The following is a 21693-nucleotide window of genomic DNA, read 5'->3' as shown; positions in this document are numbered from 1 at the left end:
GACTTGGTTTGTAAAGGATAGTATAGCAAATCCTTGCTTATAATAGGGTGATTGGCAAGTTCCCTTAGCCTATGGATTTACTTTGTTTTAAAAATAGAAAAACCCCCAGAGTCTATCTGAGGGCTTTTGCTTATATTAAAATAACGAAGAATTTTATTCTCTTAACTCAATTTTAGCACCAACTGCTTGTTTAGATACTTCACCAGCACTAAAAGGCAGACGTATCCAGTCTTTGTCTGCATAACGACGGGTTTGATCACGATGGAAAGGACGTGTGGTATCACCAGCTTGCGAGAAAGCTAACAGCGCTTCCACGACCGGACCTTTGCTATCAAACGTTACCGATTGCATATAAGTTGGACCATTAGTAATTGGACCATAAGTGCCATCGCTGTTTTGACTTGAGCTGGCGACGTTGAAGATGCCTTCACCACCGAAGCCACCATGCATAGGGATTTTTTCACCGTTTTTGTCCGCATCAATAACGAATTGTAAGCTACCTAACGGTGCGTCAAGCGCAATATTTTTACTATTGTAATAGCTAATAGAGTCGCCCAAAGCTTTACGTGTTTTATCATTGATGATTAAGTCACGAGGCGTGTTAACAGGGTCAGCCTTATCGAAGGGAACACTAAATCCTGCATAACTACTAAACCCAAAATTGGTCCAGAATTTTCTAAAGACATGAGCACCTTTACTATCAAGATTGTTACGACGATCCCAGTTACTCAAGACAGTACAAGCTTGAGTGGCATCGATAGTCCCACCGTCAGTCAAAGGTAATGTCGGATTAGCTTGGCAATCTGCCAAAACATCATCAAGCACTAATTCAGCACCATAACTGCGATTTCCGTAGACGACTTGTTGCATATTATCAAGATTAAAGGTATTTCCGCCTAAACCATCTTTATTACTTAATCGATCAAATATTTGAGTAAAGGCCATACGAGTACGTGGAGATAATGGCGCGGCATCTTCAGAAAGCGGTAACAACCCACGTCTCAATAACGGTGAAAACCCTGTCAACGGCTGTTCTGCATTACTAAACCAATAGGAGTCATTCGAGTTTAGAGCGTAGTCATCACGAATTAAGAATGGCAAGTTTGAACCGCCAAAAATACCTGCTTGTGGTGAATCAGCATCATTGCCCCATTCACAGGCAGCTTTACTGCCATCTAGTGCGGGCAAGTCAGATGCAATCAGAGCATTCAGGAAAACCCCCGCATTAGTACCACAACTTTCTAGCTTTTCTCTAGTGACATTAGGTACGGTCGAGATATCAGCATAGAGCGCCTTGCCATTACGATCGGTGGCGATGGTATTAACAAAGCCTAGGCCTAAAGTAGTCTGCATTCTATCGACGAGATCCTCAACGCTAGTGGCCATGTTCATACTGCGCCACTGATTAAGTGCTCTTGGATTTTCAGAGGCGGCATCACGAATCGTATAAGCCAGATTGTTCGCACCCCATGTTGGCAAAAGACCATTGAGCAAGTTAGCCGCGAGCATAGGCCCATATTGAGACAAATAAATAGGTTGAACCAACGTTTGATTGTCTGGCAATTGAACCGTCACATCGACTTTTTCGATATCACGTTCCTCAACGACACCCGCGCTATTTGTGTATTTGTATTTCAAAGGGTTGCTATCTACTAGATTAAGCTGGTAAAGCGTAAAGCGTTTGGCAGTTGATACGGTATGACTCCAAGCAACGTCTTTATTAAAGCCAATATTGATAAAAGGTTGACCTTGTTGGGCGGCGCCCATCACGTCAAGCTCGCCTGGTATCGTTGTATGAAACTCATAAAAACGCTGGACACCGTTCCATGGCTCATGTGGGTTACCATATAGGACACCACTATCTGTCCCTGTCACCTCACTACCAAAGGCATAAGCGTTACTACCGCCATTCAATACATTGATAGTCGTCATGTCAAACTCTTCATCTGACTCTACTGTAGGCTCGACGCTACTCATTCTAGAGCTACCTTGAATGCCAGTAGTTGCAGGAGGAGCTGCCGCTACAATACGGCTGACAAAGTTAGAGAGCCCACCGCGTAGATTGGCTTTACCATAAACTGTCAGTAGGTCATCAATAGTAATCTCTCGAACCCACTCAGCGTTAGCACAAGCAGGATCAATATTCGCCACACCTTTATCTCGCAGATAACGGCTAAAGCCTGCTGCATAGCCTGTGACCGCATCGATAGTTTCAGGATCTTGAGCCGCTAAGAATTCAGCTTTTCTCTCTGGAGAGTTGTACCAAGTATAAAATACATCGCTATCAACATTACCTTCATCGCCTAGATACAGCATGCTCTGACCGCTAGCGACGACAACTTCTTTCGCTAGTGAGCAGAAGTTATCTTCAGCAAACGCATAGCCGACACCGTAGCCCAGCCCTTTATAATCCTTTGCGGTAATATGAGGTATACCAAACTCGGTACGTTGAATGTCAGCTTCATACGTCGATACAGGGGTAGGGGTATCAGTATCGCCATCGTCATCGTTAAAGCTATTATCACTATCAGAACAGCCGAATAATGCTAAAGAAACAGCCATTGTGAGTAGGGTGAGCGTGGGCGCTCGCCGATTTTTAATCAATATATTCATTGTTTTCACCATCCATGGTTAGTTTTTACGATTTAAGGCGCTGATAATCCATTTACCTAGCCTGCTTTAAACGCTCAATAAATTGCTATTGTTGCTTTTAGTGTACAAATACTCACTAATCATATACCCAAAAGAAAACACTTTGCTAGTCAGTTAACAAAATTATTTGTCAGACAAAAATAAAAGTTAATAATTATTTTATTCTTTTAAATCATAGTTTTAATCATTAAAAACTTAATAGGTAACATTTATTAAAAGATGAGGGCGTGAAGTAGTTGGGTAATATCTCGATATTATCTGCGCTGTTTTCCTCGTTTGACTGTAATTTACCTCCTTTTTATCACTATTTTTAAAATGAGGGCACGGTCTAGGATGCGTACTAGAAAATAGACGTTTAGCAGCAATCAAGCCATTCGAATGATAAAAAACACGACATTTGCGCGTTGATAAATAATGCTCTATTATCAATAGCTCCCTGTATCAGGAAACGCTGATGTCGTTTGCTCAAGTCTATACCCGTTCAGTCGTCGGTTTGCACGCACCCAAGGTCATTATTGAGGTGCATTTATCGCAAGGCTTGCCAGCATTAACCATCGTTGGTCTACCAGAAGCTGCTGTGCGCGAGAGTAAAGATCGTGTGCGCTCAGCCATTCTGAATTCTGGCTTTCAGTTTCCCAATCGTCGCCTGACGATTAATTTAGCGCCAGCAGATTTACCAAAAGATGGTGCAAGACTAGATTTGCCTATTGCTATCGGCATATTGGCAGCCAGTGACCAATTAGACCCAGATGTATTAGCAGGATTCGAGTTTATCGGTGAGTTAGCGCTCAATGGGAATTTACGGCAAGTCACTGGCAGCTTGGCAGTAGCACGAGCTATAAAGGCGGAAGTGTTGGCGTCCAAAGTATTACAGACGGCAGATAATGATGAACTAGAATTGACGGAGCAGGGTCAAGAACCACAAACGCCGCAGTTAATCGTCCCGATCGATAATGGTGCCGAGGCTAGCCGTGTCGAGGGTGTAGAGATATTGGCGGCGGATAGTCTAAAAGCCGTTTGCGATCATTTGCAATCATTGACCAATCCGAATGCCACTTACGAGCGTTTAGAGATTGTACCGCCCGCTGCGATAGAAAAACACACGGGTTATAAAGTAGACTTGGCTGATGTCAAAGGCCAACATCATGCTAGGCGTGCGCTAGAGATTGCCGCCGCTGGTGGTCATTCGCTGTTATTCACAGGGCCTCCCGGTTCGGGTAAGACATTGATGGCCTCGCGGCTACCGACTATCTTGCCGGATTTGAGTGCTGAGGATGCGTTAGAAGTTGCCAGTACTTATTCGGTGGCAGACAGTGATTATGATTATGGGACAAGGCCATTTCGGCAAGTTCATCACACTATATCAGCGGTGGCGCTGGTCGGTGGTGGCTCACGTCCCAAACCGGGCGAGATTACCCTTGCTAATAAAGGCGTGTTATTCCTTGATGAATTACCAGAGTTTGATCGTACCGTGTTAGAGGTACTGCGCCAACCGTTAGAGGCGAAGCAAATTACCATTAGCCGCGCCAATTCACAGATGACCTTTCCAGCCAACTTTCAATTGGTGGCAGCCATGAATCCTTGTCCGTGTGGCTATGATGGTGACGGCTCAGCAAGATGTCGCTGTCGTCCCGAGCAAATTAAACGCTATCAAGATAAGCTATCAGGCCCGCTGCTTGATCGCATTGATTTGCATATTACCGTACCCGCGTTACCGATTGCCGACTTGCAAAATGCCCAAGCTGGTGAAACCTCCGAACAAGTGCGGATTCGGGTGGCTGCCGCGCACAAGCATCAACTCAAGCGGCAAAAAAAGGTCAATAATGAGCTTAGCCCTAGCGAGATTGATAAATATATTCAGCTAGGAGAGGGCGAGCAACAGCTATTACAGCTCGCTCAACAACGTCTAAATTTATCGGCACGCGGCTATCATCGAGTCTTGCGCGTTGCTCGTACCATCGCAGACCTTGCCGACAGTATCGATATTACAAGCGCTCATGTGTCAGAGGCATTGAGCTATCGAAGTAAGTAGCTGGCGTGATGTTCAGTTATTTGTCATTTATCCTTATAAAAGATAATCAACCAAGGCAGCAAAGTCATCAAATGCTTTGGTAGGATTCAGTTCACGAATGTCTTGCCCGTAGTTGTAGCCATAAGACAGACCAAGGGTATCCATATTGGCGTTTTGTCCAGCTAAGATATCGTTTCTAGAATCACCAATCATGATTGCTTGCGCTGGGTTAATGTCTAACGCATTGCAGACATGCAGTAGCGGCGCAGGATCTGGTTTCTTAACAGGCAAGCTATCACCGCCCAGCACTTCAGCAAACAAATCCTGCCAGCCAAAAGATTGTAATATTTTAGGGACAAAACGAATGGGCTTGTTAGTCACTAATGCCAGTATATAACCTGCATCTTTCAGCTTCTTTAGTCCGCTATCGACATCTGGGTAAGCGACGGTTTTGCTACCGCTGATATTGTTGTAAGCCTCAAAAAACACCTGCTCGGCATGATCAGCTTCCTCGACCGTCAACTCACCTTCTAACACCTCTACCTGACCCACCAACGCGCGCTCGACCAGCATTCTGGAGCCATTGCCGACCCAATTACGTATGCTGTCAATAGGGTAGGTCTCTTTGCCAAGCGTGGTCAGCATCGCATTGGTCGCATCAGCCAAATCTGGCACGCTATCAATCAGTGTGCCATCAAAATCAAAAATCAAAAGTTGCTTATCCATTGTTCCTCACTATTGGAAGTCGTTATATTTATTATGTTTGGTATATCGTGCCATACCTTAGCACAGTAGTGTTTTGAGACCAGTCAATTTAGTGTTCTACTGTTCTTAATATCATAAACATCAGCAGTCACTCGATATCTTTGTAACGTTCACGATGCTCTTTCTTCATTTTTAGATAATCTTTGTTCTCGCGGCAATCATCCCATTTTTGTTTAAAGATACGCGCTGACTCTGCTTTGATTGGGTCTTCCTCTTGCCGTGGTAACTCTGCGCGACCATGTGCGCCGCTTTGGCCTTTTTTATCATCGGGCACTGGCCCTTTGTACTTCTTGCCGCCTTTGTGATTGGCATAGCGACGCGCACGCGTATAGCCCATTTGAATAAATTTACGCGCCATATCGGCACCGACAAAGTCATCAGCTGCCAGATAATCTAAAAACATTTGATAAATAGCCTCGCTACTTTCAGTCGCAATATCAGGCGTGGCAAAGCGCCAGTGCGGCAGTATCTCAGACTTATAAGGCTCTACCAATAATACGCCTTGCTCACCGCGACCGACGCGATACAGCTCAGGCTGCGCCCGCAAGTCTAGGTTTTTATAACCCAAATCATAATCAAACTCTCTCATCGCTTATCCCTATTAGCATTTATCTGTCTTATTTATCATTATCATTGCTATCGAGTATACTGAGCACTGCCGTCTAAAAAACAGCACAGAAATGTTATGCAACCGTGACAGTAAGCGTTTAGCATAAGAAGCGTAGCGAACAGAATCAATCATTGAGCAGGTCTGAGTAGGTTAAGGTCATGACAGTTAATAAAAATATCCTAAATAAAATCAGCTTAGCCGGTGCGACTTTTGCGATGTCGTTAAAAAGTACCTTTATGATATCAGCGCTGCTGCTCATAAGTGTGCTAAGCACCAATGCCGCCCATAGCGCATGGTTTGAGCGTTTGATTCCGCAAGGTGAGACCTATACGGTACGTGAGATAGATCGTGATTTGGCATTCGTCATTGATGGTTTTATCTATGATGCGCGTACTTCTTGTTTTTTGGCCGTGGGCGATCGGGTGGTTTTTTTTGAAGGCCGTCACGGTATTGATTACCGTGCGACCATTTATGACTTGGATTCACGCGAGCGTTGTAATTTATTATTACGTGGTCGGCTATACGAATAAGAGAAACGCATGAATAAAATCAATGCTAAAGAATACGATAAAAATTAAGCATAAAAAAAGCCCCAAACATTAAATGTCTGGGGCTTTTTAGAATTCTTAAACGAATGGTGGCTCGAGGCAGGTTCGAACTGCCGACACACGGATTTTCAATCCGTTGCTCTACCGACTGAGCTATCGAGCCGTCTTCGTTGAGGCGCTATTAAACTAAATATAGGCGTTACTGTCAAGTAGTTTTTGCATCATAAGCGATAAAAGATTAAAAAAATGACTTATTTATCAAAATATCGCTTTTTAACGCTAAAACTAATCTTTGACACGCAGAAGCTCATACTCGCTCATGATACGGTGAATATCCGCATCAGCAGGGACAAACTCACGCACGCCTTTTTTCACTTCGGCATCATAAACAAGTTTAATAAACTTGGCATCGATAGCACGACCACGATTTTGGGTATGAACAGTAAGATACTGTAAGCGCTTGGCATCAGTTTGCCCGTCATCAAAACAGGCAACGGCAGCGATAGGCTTGTCATTGAACATACCGACATATAGGTATTGCCCACGCTTAAAGCCTTGCTCAACGATATTTAATACCTCGAGACCATCAGGCTGCGCGTCATCGCTATCGTACAATGCCTGCAAGCGCTCTGCTAGCTCATTGTCGCGAGCAGGTTTTTTGATAAGTGGGGCATCCAAGCTATTAATGGCGATCGCTTCTAAAGGCATGGCAGTTCCTATAAACAAAGGGTTTTATAGTATAAAGTAGCAGTATGACACAGCACTATGCCATAGAGAGTAGGCTACAGAATATGATGTCTCACAGTCAGTGCGAGTCATGATTGATAATACTGAATACACTATTTTAGCAGAATGAGGTAATTTTGTGCGTGGTTTACCGCTTGACCGTGGCGGTAAATGTTAGGGTTTGCTATGATGAGGCTATATAATATTTAGTACGTATAAACCCTAATGCCTTGATATCTTTTGTATATATCATTTTCTAATACATTTTTCGCTAGTACTGATTCAAGTACTAGCGACAATGAAATAGGCGCTTTTTTGCCCTATTTATTGACCGCTTTTCACTGATAAAAAACTGATAGAGAGTAGCCATGACCGCCAATACAACGACGACTGCTGACACAACTGAGCAAACTGCACCAAAAAACCTAAATCTACATGGTCGCCCTGAACGTATCGCGACCGTTGAACGCATCACTGCTGAAACGCAAATCACTTGTACCGTCAACCTTGATGGTACGGGTCAAGGTACTGTAGATACTGGCGTACCGTTTTTGGATCATATGATTGATCAAATCAAGCGTCACGGTTTGTTTGACTTAGATATCAAATGCAACGGTGATACCTTTATCGATGATCATCATAGCGTGGAAGACACGGGTATTACGCTTGGGCAAGCTTTTAATAAAGCATTGGGCGACAAAAAAGGCATCCGTCGTTACGGGCACTTTTATGCACCGCTAGATGAAGCGTTGACGCGTGCGGTTGTCGATCTATCAGGTCGTCCGGGTTTGCATATGGACATTCCATTTACCCGCTCGCATGTGGGTCGTTTCGATGTTGATTTGTTCAGTGAGTTTTTCTACGGCTTCGTCAATCACTCATGGATGACGGTACATTTAGACAATCTAAAAGGCAAAAACAGCCATCACCAAATCGAATCAACTTTCAAAGCCTTTGCTCGTGCGCTACGTATGGCTTGTGAATATGATGAGCGTGCGTTGAATACCTTGCCATCGACCAAAGAGGCATTTTAATGGCTAAAGTGACCAAAATTGCACTACTAGATTATGGTATGGGTAATTTACATTCCGCCAGTAAAGCATTGTCAGTGGTAGGGGCGGAAGTCTCTATCACCAACGATCCTAAAGTGGTGGCGGCAGCAGATAAGATCGTCTTCCCAGGTGTCGGTGCTATGCGTGACTGTATCGCTGGCATGCACGAGGCAGGGATTGATGACGTCATACGCCATGCAGTGTTTAATAAGCCCGTTATGGCCATCTGTGTGGGCATGCAGGCGTTGTTTGAGCAGTCATCTGAAAATGGCGGTACAGACTGTCTTAGTATTTTGAACGGCACGGTAGAAGCCTTTAACCCTACGTGGAAAGACAAGCAAGGTGCTACGATTAAAGTACCACACATGGGCTGGAATACGATCAGTGGTATGGACTTTGAGCATCCATTGTGGACGGGTATCGAGGACAATGCGCACTTCTACTTTGTGCATAGCTACTACTGTGAGCCTGCCGATAGCTCACAAGTTGCTGCTGTCTGTGATTATGGTCAGCCGTTTTGTGCCAGCGTCATCCAAGACAATCTATTTGCCACCCAATTTCACCCAGAAAAGAGCCATACCGCTGGCTTGCAGTTGTTAAAGAATTTTGTAGAATGGGATATTTAGCAAAATATGCGTCAAATATTTGATTTAGCAATCAGGTATGTTCGCAGTGGCGTAACCTGAGCGAGGAAGGAGTAAAGCATTGCTTTGCCCTCACGCAAGAGAGTTTGCATTGTCGCAAACTCTTTTTTATTTTAAATTTATACTTAATTGGTTTTTATTTATACTCAGCTATTCTCTATCTCTTATACACGGAATAAAATCGTGGATTTTTATATCTTCAAAAATAGTGTCGTGAATGCCACAGGATTGGAAAAAGATGCTTTACATATTTATGTAGGCATCAGCGTTTATCTACTAAGCTTAATCCTGATGCGTCCAATTTTTAAGAAGTACAGCGTTAGGGCATTTATTGCTTTAATTATGGTGACAGCTATCGCCTTATTGGGTGAGTATTTGGATAATCGCCAGACGATTACCGAGCTTGGCCTCTCAGCGATAGGCAGCGCAGAGCTTAAAGCCAGCATTCATGATTTGATCAATACGTGTCTGCTCTCTTACGTACTATATGGTTTTACCGTATGGACAAAGAATTTTCAGTCAGTCAGTAAAGTTAAACCCATGATTAAACGACATCAAAAAACGGACTATTAGAGTCCGTTTTTTATTTTGCTCTTTGCGCTCATAATTGCTTATTTTCTGGCTTCATCATACAACTCGCGTACCACTTCACCAAATCACTTTGATACCATGCTTTTGCGTTTGTTCGTCAAGAACAATACTCCTATAAGAATATCCACACAAATGACGTCTAAAATAGCTTCTGCTTAAGTAGGTAGCTATTGCAGCGGTTGTAATTTGACAGATTAAACACGCTCTCTTTACAAAGCTTACGAAATATAAAAAGTCTTATCTATTTAACCCTTTCTCAGTTTGTTATTTTGTATTCAGACTATAGTTACATCGATATACCTAGTAGGTTTATCGACTCAGCTGTCCATGACTATTAATAATAACTAGGAAAAACTATGAATATCCAAGATTTATTAGGCAAGGCCAAAGATACTTTAGGTTTAGAGGCGCAAGAAACCGAAGCGGGGATTTTTATTCCTTCTAAATCATCACTGAAACTTGCCGCACCTAGTAAAACCAACTATGACCATACGGAGTATGACGCGCCGTACACTGGTGATAAAAAGATTCTAATGGTCTGCACCGAAGAGCAGTACATGACCATGGAAAATGGTAAAAAATTCGATACCGGCAATCATCCCGTTGAAATGATGGTACCTTTACTGCATTTTAAGCAAGCAGGTTTTAAGGTAGACGTTTTCACCCCTACAGGCGAGTCTGTGAAAGTTGAACAGTGGGCAATGCCAGACAATGATGACGACGTCAAAAAAATCTATGCTGAATATGAATCAACACTGAATAACCCAAAAAGTATCGCTAACTTTGTTAAAAACGATATGGCTGATAGTGAAGATTATGCAGCAATCTTTATTCCGGGTGGTCATGGCGCGATGTTAGGTCTGCCCGAAGACCAAAACCTTGGTGAATTGCTACGTTGGGGTCATAATAGAGATTTATTTACTTTAGCTATTTGCCATGGCCCTGCGGCTTTATTAGCCGCTAATCTCGACAGTCCTAATGGGTCGGATAAGTCTGAAAGCGACTTTATCTTTAAAGGCTATAAGATGGTAGCGTTTCCTACGGGAATGGATAAGCAAATGCCAAAGCTCGGTTACCTGCCGGGAACTATGCCTTGGTACTTCGGTGAAAAGTTAGAAGATTTGGGTGTCACTATTAGCAATAAATTGGCCACAGGTAACACTCATCAAGACAGAAAACTGATCTCAGGGGATGGGCCATTGGCTGCCAATGAGTTTGGTAAACTAAGTGCTAATGAATTACTAAAAGCGCTTAGCTAAAAGGTTGGTAAACTTTTCATCTAATATAAAATAGATCGTTTCATAGCATAAAAAAACGGACTATTAATAAGTCCGTTTTTTATTTGTTGTGTGAGTTTATGACTACTTGCTTTGTGCTTCATCATACAACTCACGCACCACTTTACCAATCGCTTTGATACCATCAGTGAGTGTCTGCTCGTCAGCCGCGATACTCATACGAATACACTCGTGTGCATGCTGATAATCGCTGATATCGACACCAGGGAAGAAGTACTGACTTGGTACAATGAGTGTGCCTTTTTCTTTTAAAATCTCGTACAGCTCAACCGTGCTAATCGGCAAGTCTTTAAACCATAGCCATAAGAAAATCGCGCCTTCAGGCTTATGAATCATCAATGGGTAATCGCCCAATGCTTCTTTTAACAGCTTCACGGCAAGGGTTGCCTGCTTTTGATAAAATGGCTTGATGTCGTTATCTGATAATTGCTTGATACGATCGTTTTCTACTAGTGGTGTCGCAATCGCTGCACCAAAGCGTGTCGGCGCTAGATTCACTACTGCATTCATTGCGCTGACCGCTTCGATCACTTTCGCATCGGCCACGATAATACCAGTACGCATACCGGGCAGGCCAATTTTAGACAGGCTAAAGCATAGAATCGTATTGTTATCCCACGTCAAATGCGCGTCTGAATAGATGATGTTAGGGAAGGGCATACCGTAGGCATTATCGATGATAAGGGGTATGTTATAACGTTTGGCAATCTCGGCCAAATGCGCCATTTCGTCATCGGTCAGTACGTTGCCAGTCGGGTTGGTCGGGCGTGAGCAGCAAATCGCGCCGATACGGCCTTCCTTTAGTGCTGGCAAGTTCTCTAATGCGTCAAAATCGACACGATATTTAAAGAAGCCTTCCTCACCATCATGAGTCACTTCATCGATATGTGGCAATACCGCAGCGAAATGCTGACCTTCGACATGCACGTCGCTATAGCCGATATACTCAGGGGTCAATGGTAGTAGAATGGATTTGTCGATAGATTCGTTATGCTCATCAGTGAACGCACCGCCAAATAGATTAAACAAATAGAAAAATGCATTCTGTGAGCCATTGGTCAGGGCAATATTTTCTGAGGTCAGATTCCAATCATAATGACGGTTAAAGAAGCCAACCAACGCATCGATAAAGGCCGAATCACCTTGCGGGTTAGAGTAGTTCGCCATGCTGATAATCGCGCTACTATTGGCCTCACCTGTATCGTTATCCGTGCCAAGCGCCTTATATGTCTCCAAAAACAACTCATTAACGGCATCAATTTTGGCAGGGTTACCACCGCCCAGCATGTTGACTGGCTGATCGCTTTTTAGCGCGTCGCCTAGATCGTCCATCAATTGTGAGATGCCAGTGGGCTGAGTAAATTTTTGACCGAATTTTGAGAATTTCATAAGGCTACCATGCTGTTTGGGAGAGTGTTATAAGTTGGTATTTAACCGATAAAGTTGGGCTAGTATAGCAAATGGTGTGTCAATTATATAAGTAATCAGGTAGCTTGATAGATATCGGTGTTTGAGTACTAAACAATTTATAGCAACCTATAAAATACTTTATCAGGTAACGTGATATTGTTAATTTCAACCTCATAAGAAAGTCGGTTAATTCAGTTATTTTTAAATTACATCCGTTAAGCAGTAATAAAAGCGACGCAAAGTTAGTATTTCAAGTTTTTATGCTGATATAAATTAACAACACTGACTAGAAAATATAAAAATGTAAAGCAGAAGGCAACGCTACAGCAGTTGTGGTTTGAGTGGATTTGTTTTAAATAATAAAAGGAGTGACAATGAATAGCGTTCACAATTTACTTAATGAAGTTAACCTCAAAACTAAACCAATCGAATCGTCAGGCTCAAAGTATACTATACCAAATGAAGTTTTTGAAAGATTGAAACTTAATACGCAATTTAAACTGTATCACCTTGAAGATAATTTCAACGCACCTTGTTGCTGTGCTTTCTTTTTAGTTGATAATGAGTGGGAAAAAGATAATCTTAGAGCATTAAAAGAACAGACAGGTGCAGATTTATTAATTGGCATACAAACTAGTGATAAATTTATGGCAACTAATAATGTCATAGACGGTATTGTTTGCTGCGAAATTGAGCAAGCTCATAGGATTGTGCATCAGCTCCAAGCTATGTTAAGTGTACATGGTAGCTACATTGCTATGGATCTAAATGACGTAATCAGTTTGTTTGATCAATGCCCATATACTCAATATGCTGAATCAAAACTCTATTTGTCAGACGACCTTACCAAGCAAAATAAACAAGAAGTAGATGAGTTTATAGATAAACTACCGATAAGGAATGTTAAAAATTTACTGCTATATACTCATTCAATTGAATCTACAAGTCTAGAACAGTTTAGTGAAATCGTAGAAATGATTGATCGTAGAAATGATGATTCTGACATGTTCTTACACGGAATGGCGCTGACGAATACATTAAACTATGCTTATATCAGCGTAATGTATCCTATAGAGCCACAACAAAGTTGATAGGCTAAGACTCACCTCGGTGTTTGAAATATTGTAAGATTTTTAATATGTTTCAGACTTTAATTAAAAATATATTGGCTCAGTAATTAGAATTTATATGCTTGGTAATAATTTAATCAGTTTTTGTCTTGCCTGCTTTTTCTCTGTGCTGAAAGAGCTAGGGTGGTGGATACGATAACATTGAGCTTCATAGTCAGGCAGTTTAAAAGCCCATAAATTCTTTATAGGATAGCCTTCAATAGTTGTACGCTCTCTTAATTCCGAATTTGGAAAATATCTACGTCTTGCAGTAACACCTTGATTGCCTGTCGCAAATATAATGATGTCGGGGTTTAGAACCTCAATTTGAGCGACAATAATTTTTTTAGAAATAGTTTCTATCTCTCTTATCATGTTCTTATCTTTCATGTGGTTAATATGCTTACCATTATAGTCAGTGGCATAAATATTAGCCCATAATATACCGTCTTTGCCGCTCTTTTTCGCAATATCACGTACGAAATTAAAAAATGATTTGCCACGAGTATCTTTTGTATCTTCTTTTAACTGATTTTGTACAAAGTCTTTACTTTTATTCATTGACCGCTTAATTCCATTTTCATTGTATTTGAAATCATTCCAATTATTTAACCAGCCTTTGGTTTCTCTACCAACAATTAATATTTTATTAGGTGCTTGTTCGTATTCATCATGTACACTACCCAAAAGTATTTTTGCTAAGCCTTCATAAGATAAAGATTCATCTAAAAAATCCTTATGCTCTTCAGAAATACTCATATAACGCTCAAACAATTTTTCTTGTAACATTTTCTTTTCCTAATTAAAATTATGTTTATTGAAAAACCCCTCTATAAAGGGGTTTTTCTTTGCAAAACCAAAAGTGAGTACAATTTTTTAACGCTTATCACCTTAAATCATCGCCCTTACCCTCGCCATAATCCCGCGACCAATCACCAATCTCACATAAATAATAGCAATGGCAAACAGCAACATGACTAACGCTACACCGCCAATCGCCAAGCTTGTCCACGGCACACTAAACTGTAGATTGAACCATTGCGTGATGGCTGCCCATGCGCCAACGCTGGCGATGACAACGGCAAAGGTCGCTGCACTAATACCAAGCACACCTAGCTCTAAAATATTGAGCATATATAGATCGCGCTTTTGCATACCGAGCAGTCTAAATGACGCGCTGTCCTTCATGCGATCTTGCGAGGTAGATAGTAGCGAGCTGATCAGCACCATGACCCCAGTGAGTAGGGCAAGCAAGGTGAACACATAGACCAAGCGGCTCATTTGTACTACTAGCTCTTGGATTTGCTTGGCAATGGCCGTACCATCAATGGTGGTGACAGCAGGGAACTCGCGTACCAGTTTGCCTTGTAGCTCTGGAATGGCACTCTCTGACACGTGGGCAGTAGCAAACTGAATCTGCGGAGCAGCGGACAGCACAGACGGCTCAAATAAGAAATAGAAATATGGACTTGGGCCACGCTCATAGCGCGTACGAATACTGGTGATTTGCCCGATGATCTCGATACCCTGAATGTTAAAGCGCACCTGATCGCCCATACCGACATTGAGCATACTGGCAGCGGTGTCCAATATAGACAAGGGTTTGACTTGTTCATTTGTCGCATCGATAGGGGTGTATAGCGCGTCATCTGTGAGTGACTCAGTAATGTATTCGGTCTCCATGACCGTATCTGCGTAGCTCAAGTTAAAGACACGCGTGGGATCATCAAACCCATCTGCAGGCACGATATCTTTTGCCACCACATCATTGGCCGTCTCCACACGCGCACGAATGACAGGATAATAAGTGACGGGCGCCTCAATGATCGCATCAATATCGTCGTGTTGATCGCTCTGCACATCGAGCAAGAATAAGTTAGGCGCGTCTTCAGGATAAGCATTGATAAACTGCGCATTGATACTGTGATTGAGCGTGGTGATAAGCGTCAGTACCGCCACCGATAGCGATAAGGTGACAAAGAACAACGCAGATTGGTTGCCTTTACGCGCAAGGTTATGGATAGCGATACGCTGCATCCAACTGATCTTGGTTTTCGTCGCCACCTTGGCAAGTAACCACAGCCACCCACGAGCCAGTAGCCAAAATATAGCCACCAGAGCAATCAAACCGCCCAATAGCTGTGCCCCTAATGACAGCGAGCCAACTTCATAAGCAAAGAAGGCATACAGCCCTGCCAGCATCAGCCCATACCACAGTAATGGCACGCGTCGATACCAAGGCAGATTTTGCGTCTGCGTGCTCGCACCTTGACTAAGTAGGGTCGCGGGCTTGGTGGTGCTCAGCGTACTCAAACCACGCTGAGCGATCAGTAGCGTCAGGACTAAGGCAATCACAATGGTCTTGATGGCGCTGATTGGATTGATGGCTAGACCAACGTCAGCAGGCAAGATAGCCACCAGATACGGCTGGCCTATTTTGAGTAAGCCCAGACTAAGGGCAATCGCTGCGATACAAGCGATGGCAGTCGTGATGATGAGCAATTGATAATAGCTACGTTTGAGTGAACCAAGCGGCTCGCCTAGCGCCAAACGAATGGCATTATTGGACTGCTGCTTACTGACAAACGCACTAATGACGCCATACATGGCGACCGCAGATAGTAGTAACACCGCGATGACCAGTAGTTTTAAAAACATCAATACATTGTCAGAGATACGTGAGACGGAAGTATCTGCTGACTCGGCATCAGAGAGCTCGATATCGGGATAATTGGTCAGGATATCTGTGAGCTTGTCACGCTGCGTAGTTATCAGCTCTGGATCGCCTGCCATCTCAATGCGGTAGTTTATTCGGCTGCGTTGACCCAATAGGTTGGTCGCTGCAAGCGAGTCTTGATGCATTAAGACACGACCACCGAACCCAAATGTGGTCAGCGGTCTATCAGGTTCTTTTGTCAGTACATCACTGATCGTAAACTGCGCATCGCCAATGGTGATACGGTCACCGACCTTAGCCTGTAGGCTACTGAGCACTTCTGGTGCGACGATGACACTGTCAGAGGTTAGCTGCTCCCACAGCGGCTGTCCTGAGGCAAGCTCCGCTGTACCGTACAAGGGATAAGACGGCGAGACCGCTTTAATGCTGGCAAGCAAGGTTTGCTCATCATTGACCAGCATGGCGCTAAACTGATAGTCATACACCGTCTGCGTATCGGGGATGGTTTCTACTTGCGTCAATACTTCACTTGGCCAGTCTTGCTTGCTGTTTAGAATCAAATCCCCACCAACGAGGGCGCGCTGATTATCATTGATATAGCGATCGACAGACTGCTGCACAGAATCGAGGGTTAGGTAAGTTGCAAGCGATAGGGTTAATGTCAGCAGAAACAATACCGGATATACCCAGCGCTGCCACCAACTACGGCTGAGTGCCTGTGAGCCCAGTGTTTGACCGCTAAAGAAACGGTTCCCTTTGGGATTAGTAGCCTTATTATTGATAGCAGTATCGCTTTTTGTGATCGTAGCTTTAGTCATAATTTTTTGCTTAATCGGTAGACGTATTAAGAAATTTTAGAGTGTATCATCAGGTAACCAGATATAGATAAAGTCAAACAACTCTGCATCTGTCATATCAGTTAATGAATGAACGAGTTTTTTATCTTTAACTGTCTTATATACTGCGCTAGCTACTACTTTCTGGTAAAGAAGAGGCTTACCTTTTGTTTGTTGTTCAAACCAGTGTTTATTTATTTTGCTAGGTAAATTATAGAACAAAGAAAAATCTAGCTGTTTACTGAGGTGGTTCAACTTTTCATATTTATAAGTATCAAAGTAATATAGATGTCTTAATGCATCATTTTGTAGTGTATTTTGCTCATTCTGTAGCAAGTCTAAAAAACAAAGATACTCATCATCATTTTCCATAAAGTACGTCAAAGGGTATAGGAAATAATTATTTGCTCTCAAATATCCCTTACTTATTGCTTGTAGAGTAAGCTGACTTATCTCGTCTCTGTTGGCATTGATGAAAGGTTTTGAGTAATGCTCTAATATAAAAGAGAGCGCAAAAGTAATGGAATAATCGTCTAAGTCAGCCATCTGTTTCAAATAATAAAGCGCGTTATCTAATTTATAGATCGAGATTAACTGATTAATTGCTTGGCTATAATCTTCGGTTTCAAAAGTGAACTTTCCAGCAAGTAAGTCTTTTGCCAAGTTTTCTATCTCAAGAGTTCCCATTGAACTAACCTTATTGAAGTAGAGCATTAAAGAATAAAGGGTGAACTCCTGTTTATTCATCAATTCGGCCATCATGCATGGTGATGACGCGATCTGCCATCTCGGCAAGCGCAGGATCATGGGTCACGACCACCAGTGCCGAACCGACTTGCTGTCTTAAGTCCAATAATAGTTGCATAACTTGATCGGCATTTTGCTCATCTAAATTGCCTGTAGGTTCATCCGCAAACACAATCTTTGGGTGCGATACCAGCGCTCGTGCCACTGCTGTACGTTGTTGCTCACCGCCTGATAATTGGTTGGGTAAGCTATTACGTCTATGCCCTAAATCGACCGCATCTATCAGTTCGTCTACCCGTGATGGGTTTGGACGTCTGGCAATATCAAGTGGAAAGGCGATGTTTTCGGCGACGGTCAGTGTTGGCAGTAGATGAAACGACTGAAAGACAAAACCCATGTCCTGTTGACGAATGACTGCCAGAGCATCTTCGTCAAGACTGCTAAGCATTTGACCTGCTAGCGACACCGTACCGCTATCGGGATAGTCTAATGCTGCGAGTAACCCTAGCAGAGTAGATTTACCCGAGCCTGATTTGCCCATGATGACCACAAACTCGCCCGCATTGACATACATATCTACGTCTTTAATGATGGACAGCTTTTGCTCACCGACTTGCACGGTTTTATTGAGTTTATTAGCGGTGAGTAGGGCTTCTTTTTTAGAATCGGCTTGTGGCATTGACGTGGCAATCGAAGGTGATGATGTCATTACAGTGTCTCATTTGTCGTATTTTTTGTCATATAGTCAGGTCAATATGAAAAGAGTCAGCGTGACTGATATAAATTTTTTGTCGCCTCTGTCTGCACAGCAAGCAAGAAAAATTTGTACCAGTCACGCCTCATAATGTCGTATATCTATTTTATTTCGTATCGACTATATCGTTTTGAACCGTATCAGTTGAACTGTCTGCATTGGCTGTTTTTAGTGCTTCCAGTTTGGGCGCTAAGATAGGCAAAATATTGTCATTGACGATAATTTTGTAGCCATCTTTAGTCGGATGAATCGCATCCGCTTGATTGAGCTCAGGATCACCGCCGACACCCTCTAAAAAGAACGGAATAAGCGTCAGGTTCATATCTTTAGCAATACGAGGATAAATGGCTGAAAACGAGGCGACGTAGTCACTGCCTAGGTTGTCATAGATCGACATGCCGCCCAAGATGACGACACTGCCATTGTCTTGTAAGTGCTTAACCGCAGTACGGATGTTGGCTTCAATTGTCGCCACATCGATACCACGTATGGCGTCGTTAGCACCGATGGTCAATATCGTAATATCGGGTTTAGTTTGCGATACCCAATCCAATCGATTGACTAACCCCGTACTGGTTTCACCGCTCAATCCTGAGTTGATAACTTTAGCGTTATCGTAACCCATCGCTTGCAGACGATCTTCCAACTGAGCAGGGTAGTTGTCATTTTTATCCACCCCAAGACCTTCCGTCAGGGAGTCGCCAAGCGCTAAAATAGTCAGTGAGGACGAATTGACTTGTTGTGCGGCAGCACTAGCACTTGTGGTTCCTTCAACCGCTACAGGCGCATTTATAGTTGCCGCTTCAGTGGTTTGTGGCTCGTTAGTCGTTTCTGTGTCAGGAGATTTTTGACAGCCACTTAGCACCAAGCCTACTGTCAATATGCCGATACTCATCTTGTAAATGGTTGTGCTATAAACAGGTCGTTTAAGTAGGTCGAAGTTGTTATTTTTCATCATAGATACATCTCTTAATCAATCGAACCAGTGTAGCAAAATAAGAGGATAATCAATATTATCTTAAAGTTACGGCAAGTATAGTCAAGGAATTTTAGAATCGCTACAAGGCGATCGACCGCAGATAGTACACTGAGTACATCTAGGCCGGGTAACACCGTATCGGTTTAAAAGTACTCTGACTATAGATTCATTCTATCTTAAAGTTTCTTGCCATCAACCATCGCTGGGCGACTCACTAGCCAAGCAATCACAACGTTGATGATCATCAAAATGAGCATGATGAATAGCGGCAAATCCCAGCTGCCAGTCGCCTCATGTAGCCCGCCTGTCCCTAGTGGACCAAAAAACGCAATCAAATAACCGACGAATTGCGCCATGCCAGACAGCTCACTAGATTGGTTGGTCGTATAAGTACGTAAGGAGAACAGCATCATACTCAACGTAAAAATAGCGGAGCAGCCAATGCCCATCAGGCCTGACCACAGCCAAGCGAGTTCAGTAGATAAATAACTGATGCCTAAAATACCAATGACATTTAACACCGCTGCAAACACCGCCAGTGCCTGAATAGGGCGACCACGGTTTACTAGCCATGTTAGGCTCAAGATGGCGATCGGTGCCATAAACTGGAACACCGAAGCCATTTGTCCTGCTTGGACTGCGGATAGCCCTTTACTCACCCAAATAGACGGCAAGAAACTGGCAACGGTATAAAATAATAGTGATTGCAGCCCCATAAAGACCGCAATCTGCCAAGCAAAAGGCGTACGCCACATGGATATTTCTGAATACTCGGACGTAGGTAGCACAACCGTTTGATGACTAGACGAGCCTAGACGCAAGCGTAAAAATATCCAAATAACGATGGCAAAAATACCCAATAGCGACCATCCACCCAGTGCCCATTGCCAGCCCACTTGCTCAGATAATGGTAGTACCACTCCTGCGACAATACCTGCCGTTACTGTCATCGTTAGACTAAATAGCCCTGTTATCAATGGAATATGCTTGGGCGTGCGCTGTTTAATAACAGGAGCAGCTAAGGTATTCGCAAAACCGATAGCCAAGGTCAGCAATAATGTACCAACTAAAAACCCAGACCAAGTCGGGATAACGGTACGGACAACCATCCCTACCGTTAATAATCCAATCATCGCAATGAGCGTATTCTCAAGCCCAAATCGCTTACCAATGGATGGTGCGATCAGTGCGCCCACCGCAAAGCTCAGCATGGGCACTGCCCCTAGCCAACCAATCTGCGTCTCAGAAATATTGAGTGCCTCTTGTACCACTGGCGCAATAGAGCCAAGAGCAACGATCGGTGCACGCATATTGGTGGCGAGCAAAATCATGGCGCATAAGACGAGCCAAAAAGTGAAGCGTGAGGAGGGTAGGTTGGATGAAGAGGATAGATTGGATGAGGTAGACATAGCAGCACAACGATGACAATGAAAAAGAACACGTTATAAAACAGCGCCGAAACATCGTCGCTTGTAAAATAACACCAAAGAGCATTTATCCAGACACGTACCTAGACGGCAATCGACAGCATAAATCAGAATGAGAGATCGTTGTATAGTCAGGTCAATATAAAAAAGAGACAGCGTGACTGGTATAAATTTTTCGTAGCCTCTGTCTGCGTAGGCACAGCAAGCAAGAAAAGTTTGTGCCAGTCACGCATCATAATGTCGTGTACCCATTTTATTTAGTAGCGACTATAGAGCGTAAACCATACGAGTTTTCTAGACTGACTTTGCTAAATCGGCAGGCAGGTTAGTAAGTTGTATGTATAGTTGCTTCGAAACTTTATTTGAGACATTGTTTTGAAGCGTTATCTCGAGTTGCTGCTTTAGAACAGTGATAATAAGGGATGGCGATAATAAAAGATGGCATCGCACAATAAAAATAGCGCCAAGTCGCTTTTAAAGGACTTGACGCTATTATAAGAATAGAGGCGACACAAATACTACCAGCGTATGGTAACAACTATGGCTGTTAGACTGATTTGCCTAATTGAGCCGCTCTGAGCGCATTTTCTTGGTGCTCTGCGATGATTGAGTCGCATTTATTGGGATCATTGCCACAAAACGAGCAATTTTCATCACCCATCAGTTTAGCAACACCGCCGCAAGATCCTCTAAGCGGCTTTTTTTTGACCATATAACCGATGCCCATAAACAGAAAGAACAGGACGAATACGGTAAAGGTAATAGCAAGCATGGGAAGCAATTGGCTAAGCATAGAGGAGACCTCGTTTTAAAAATGGGGCAGTTATCCATAGGGATAACCTATTAATAGTATAGCA

General features: G+C 43.1%; 19 protein-coding genes and 1 tRNA gene. 7 read left to right on the top strand and 13 right to left on the bottom strand.

The genetic code is table 11. From position 1 onward, the window contains the following. Positions 1-153: 153 nt before the first annotated feature. Positions 154-2613 (bottom strand): penicillin acylase family protein, encoded by a 2460-nt coding sequence (locus ACTQ9T_RS06250; protein ID WP_440464489.1) that lies wholly within the window; start codon positions 2611-2613, stop codon positions 154-156. Positions 2614-3106: 493 nt separating this feature from the next. Here ACTQ9T_RS06250 and ACTQ9T_RS06245 point away from each other — a divergent pair, with 493 nt between their 5' ends. Beyond that, the gene (locus ACTQ9T_RS06245; protein ID WP_440464488.1) at positions 3107-4684 is read left to right on the top strand and encodes a YifB family Mg chelatase-like AAA ATPase; all 1578 of its coding nucleotides are present in this window, start codon (positions 3107-3109) and stop codon (positions 4682-4684) included. Between the two features lie 33 nt (positions 4685-4717). On the opposite strand, the gene ACTQ9T_RS06240 is transcribed toward ACTQ9T_RS06245, so the two are convergent. Both ACTQ9T_RS06240 and ACTQ9T_RS06235 read right to left on the bottom strand, forming a co-directional pair. Further along, positions 4718-5389 carry a phosphoglycolate phosphatase gene (locus tag ACTQ9T_RS06240; protein ID WP_440464487.1) on the bottom strand — a complete coding sequence of 224 codons (672 nt, stop codon included), beginning with the start codon at positions 5387-5389 and terminating at the stop codon, positions 4718-4720. A gap of 127 nt (positions 5390-5516) precedes the next feature. Next, complete coding sequence (locus tag ACTQ9T_RS06235; protein ID WP_440464486.1) at positions 5517-6017, bottom strand: DUF4385 domain-containing protein; 501 nt, start codon at positions 6015-6017, stop codon at positions 5517-5519. A 179-nt stretch (positions 6018-6196) separates the two neighbouring features. Between ACTQ9T_RS06235 and ACTQ9T_RS06230 the strand changes: the two genes are divergently transcribed. Then, positions 6197-6568, top strand: a complete 372-nt coding sequence (locus ACTQ9T_RS06230; protein ID WP_352310839.1) for a hypothetical protein — start codon at positions 6197-6199, stop codon at positions 6566-6568. Positions 6569-6673: 105 nt separating this feature from the next. On the opposite strand, the gene ACTQ9T_RS06225 is transcribed toward ACTQ9T_RS06230, so the two are convergent. After that, positions 6674-6749: transfer RNA gene (locus ACTQ9T_RS06225), tRNA-Phe, on the bottom strand. 122 nt (positions 6750-6871) lie between these two features. Beyond that, entirely contained in the window at positions 6872-7294 is a 423-nt protein-coding gene (locus ACTQ9T_RS06220; protein WP_010197267.1) for a hypothetical protein, read from the bottom strand. 386 nt (positions 7295-7680) lie between these two features. Here ACTQ9T_RS06220 and hisB point away from each other — a divergent pair, with 386 nt between their 5' ends. The 4 genes from hisB (at position 7681) to ACTQ9T_RS06200 (ending at position 10858) form a co-directional block, all read left to right on the top strand. Beyond that, on the top strand, positions 7681-8346 hold the full coding sequence (hisB, locus tag ACTQ9T_RS06215; protein ID WP_440464485.1) for an imidazoleglycerol-phosphate dehydratase HisB: 666 nt from the start codon (positions 7681-7683) through the stop codon (positions 8344-8346). Beyond that, positions 8346-8990, top strand: a complete 645-nt coding sequence (hisH, locus tag ACTQ9T_RS06210) for an imidazole glycerol phosphate synthase subunit HisH (RefSeq protein WP_201592790.1) — start codon at positions 8346-8348, stop codon at positions 8988-8990. The genes hisB and hisH overlap by 1 nt, the downstream gene beginning before the upstream one ends. 201 nt (positions 8991-9191) lie before the next feature. After that, complete coding sequence (locus tag ACTQ9T_RS06205) at positions 9192-9581, top strand: hypothetical protein (RefSeq protein WP_201592789.1); 390 nt, start codon at positions 9192-9194, stop codon at positions 9579-9581. 374 nt (positions 9582-9955) lie between these two features. Next, positions 9956-10858 carry a DJ-1/PfpI family protein gene (locus ACTQ9T_RS06200; RefSeq protein WP_440464484.1) on the top strand — a complete coding sequence of 301 codons (903 nt, stop codon included), beginning with the start codon at positions 9956-9958 and terminating at the stop codon, positions 10856-10858. A gap of 102 nt (positions 10859-10960) precedes the next feature. On the opposite strand, the gene ACTQ9T_RS06195 is transcribed toward ACTQ9T_RS06200, so the two are convergent. Continuing rightward, positions 10961-12286 carry a valine--pyruvate transaminase gene (locus ACTQ9T_RS06195; RefSeq protein WP_440464483.1) on the bottom strand — a complete coding sequence of 442 codons (1326 nt, stop codon included), beginning with the start codon at positions 12284-12286 and terminating at the stop codon, positions 10961-10963. Between the two features lie 395 nt (positions 12287-12681). On the opposite strand from ACTQ9T_RS06195, the gene ACTQ9T_RS06190 reads away from it, so the two are divergent. Further along, positions 12682-13398, top strand: a complete 717-nt coding sequence (locus ACTQ9T_RS06190) for a hypothetical protein (protein ID WP_440464482.1) — start codon at positions 12682-12684, stop codon at positions 13396-13398. A 93-nt stretch (positions 13399-13491) separates the two neighbouring features. Here the strand turns inward: ACTQ9T_RS06190 and ACTQ9T_RS06185 are convergent, their stop codons facing one another. The 7 genes from ACTQ9T_RS06185 to nqrM form a co-directional block, all read right to left on the bottom strand. Beyond that, positions 13492-14205, bottom strand: coding sequence for a hypothetical protein (locus tag ACTQ9T_RS06185; protein ID WP_440464481.1), 714 nt, complete (start codon positions 14203-14205; stop codon positions 13492-13494). A 102-nt stretch (positions 14206-14307) separates the two neighbouring features. Continuing rightward, positions 14308-16911, bottom strand: coding sequence for an ABC transporter permease (locus tag ACTQ9T_RS06180; RefSeq protein ID WP_440464480.1), 2604 nt, complete (start codon positions 16909-16911; stop codon positions 14308-14310). 36 nt (positions 16912-16947) lie between these two features. After that, positions 16948-17616: a hypothetical protein gene (locus ACTQ9T_RS06175; protein WP_440464479.1), complete on the bottom strand. Its 669-nt coding sequence runs from the start codon at positions 17614-17616 to the stop codon at positions 16948-16950. Positions 17617-17668: 52 nt separating this feature from the next. After that, entirely contained in the window at positions 17669-18385 is a 717-nt protein-coding gene (locus tag ACTQ9T_RS06170; RefSeq protein WP_440464478.1) for an ABC transporter ATP-binding protein, read from the bottom strand. Between the two features lie 151 nt (positions 18386-18536). After that, on the bottom strand, positions 18537-19388 hold the full coding sequence (locus ACTQ9T_RS06165) for an arylesterase (RefSeq protein WP_440464477.1): 852 nt from the start codon (positions 19386-19388) through the stop codon (positions 18537-18539). Positions 19389-19585: 197 nt separating this feature from the next. Next, a complete protein-coding gene (locus tag ACTQ9T_RS06160) occupies positions 19586-20818 on the bottom strand; it encodes an MFS transporter (protein WP_440464476.1) in 1233 nt (410 codons plus the stop codon). Positions 20819-21383: 565 nt separating this feature from the next. After that, entirely contained in the window at positions 21384-21629 is a 246-nt protein-coding gene (gene nqrM, locus ACTQ9T_RS06155) for a (Na+)-NQR maturation NqrM (RefSeq protein WP_010197291.1), read from the bottom strand. Between the last annotated feature and the right edge of the window lie 64 nt (positions 21630-21693).

Source organism: Psychrobacter sp. ASPA161_6 (genome assembly GCF_051970285.1).
In the GTDB taxonomy this organism is placed as follows: domain Bacteria; phylum Pseudomonadota; class Gammaproteobacteria; order Pseudomonadales; family Moraxellaceae; genus Psychrobacter; species Psychrobacter glaciei.
Note: the sequence above shows the minus strand (reverse complement) of the source record. Positions and strands in the feature narration are given on the sequence as shown.

Bases quoted from the DNA above. Each gene is read 5' to 3' on its own strand.
- ACTQ9T_RS06190 (WP_440464482.1), top strand. From the start codon at position 12,682: ATGAATAGCGTTCACAATTTACTTAATGAAGTTAACCTCAAAACTAAA.
- hisH (WP_201592790.1), top strand. From the start codon at position 8,346: ATGGCTAAAGTGACCAAAATTGCACTACTAGATTATGGTATGGGTAAT.
- ACTQ9T_RS06160 (WP_440464476.1), bottom strand. From the start codon at position 20,818: ATGTCTACCTCATCCAATCTATCCTCTTCATCCAACCTACCCTCCTCA.
- nqrM (WP_010197291.1), bottom strand. From the start codon at position 21,629: ATGCTTAGCCAATTGCTTCCCATGCTTGCTATTACCTTTACCGTATTC.
- ACTQ9T_RS06235 (WP_440464486.1), bottom strand. From the start codon at position 6,017: ATGAGAGAGTTTGATTATGATTTGGGTTATAAAAACCTAGACTTGCGG.
- ACTQ9T_RS06230 (WP_352310839.1), top strand. From the start codon at position 6,197: ATGACAGTTAATAAAAATATCCTAAATAAAATCAGCTTAGCCGGTGCG.
- ACTQ9T_RS06195 (WP_440464483.1), bottom strand. From the start codon at position 12,286: ATGAAATTCTCAAAATTCGGTCAAAAATTTACTCAGCCCACTGGCATC.
- ACTQ9T_RS06170 (WP_440464478.1), bottom strand. From the start codon at position 18,385: ATGACATCATCACCTTCGATTGCCACGTCAATGCCACAAGCCGATTCT.
- ACTQ9T_RS06180 (WP_440464480.1), bottom strand. From the start codon at position 16,911: ATGACTAAAGCTACGATCACAAAAAGCGATACTGCTATCAATAATAAG.
- ACTQ9T_RS06200 (WP_440464484.1), top strand. From the start codon at position 9,956: ATGAATATCCAAGATTTATTAGGCAAGGCCAAAGATACTTTAGGTTTA.
- ACTQ9T_RS06175 (WP_440464479.1), bottom strand. From the start codon at position 17,616: ATGGGAACTCTTGAGATAGAAAACTTGGCAAAAGACTTACTTGCTGGA.
- ACTQ9T_RS06220 (WP_010197267.1), bottom strand. From the start codon at position 7,294: ATGCCTTTAGAAGCGATCGCCATTAATAGCTTGGATGCCCCACTTATC.
- ACTQ9T_RS06245 (WP_440464488.1), top strand. From the start codon at position 3,107: ATGTCGTTTGCTCAAGTCTATACCCGTTCAGTCGTCGGTTTGCACGCA.
- ACTQ9T_RS06185 (WP_440464481.1), bottom strand. From the start codon at position 14,205: ATGTTACAAGAAAAATTGTTTGAGCGTTATATGAGTATTTCTGAAGAG.
- ACTQ9T_RS06250 (WP_440464489.1), bottom strand. From the start codon at position 2,613: ATGAATATATTGATTAAAAATCGGCGAGCGCCCACGCTCACCCTACTC.
- ACTQ9T_RS06165 (WP_440464477.1), bottom strand. From the start codon at position 19,388: ATGATGAAAAATAACAACTTCGACCTACTTAAACGACCTGTTTATAGC.
- hisB (WP_440464485.1), top strand. From the start codon at position 7,681: ATGACCGCCAATACAACGACGACTGCTGACACAACTGAGCAAACTGCA.
- ACTQ9T_RS06240 (WP_440464487.1), bottom strand. From the start codon at position 5,389: ATGGATAAGCAACTTTTGATTTTTGATTTTGATGGCACACTGATTGAT.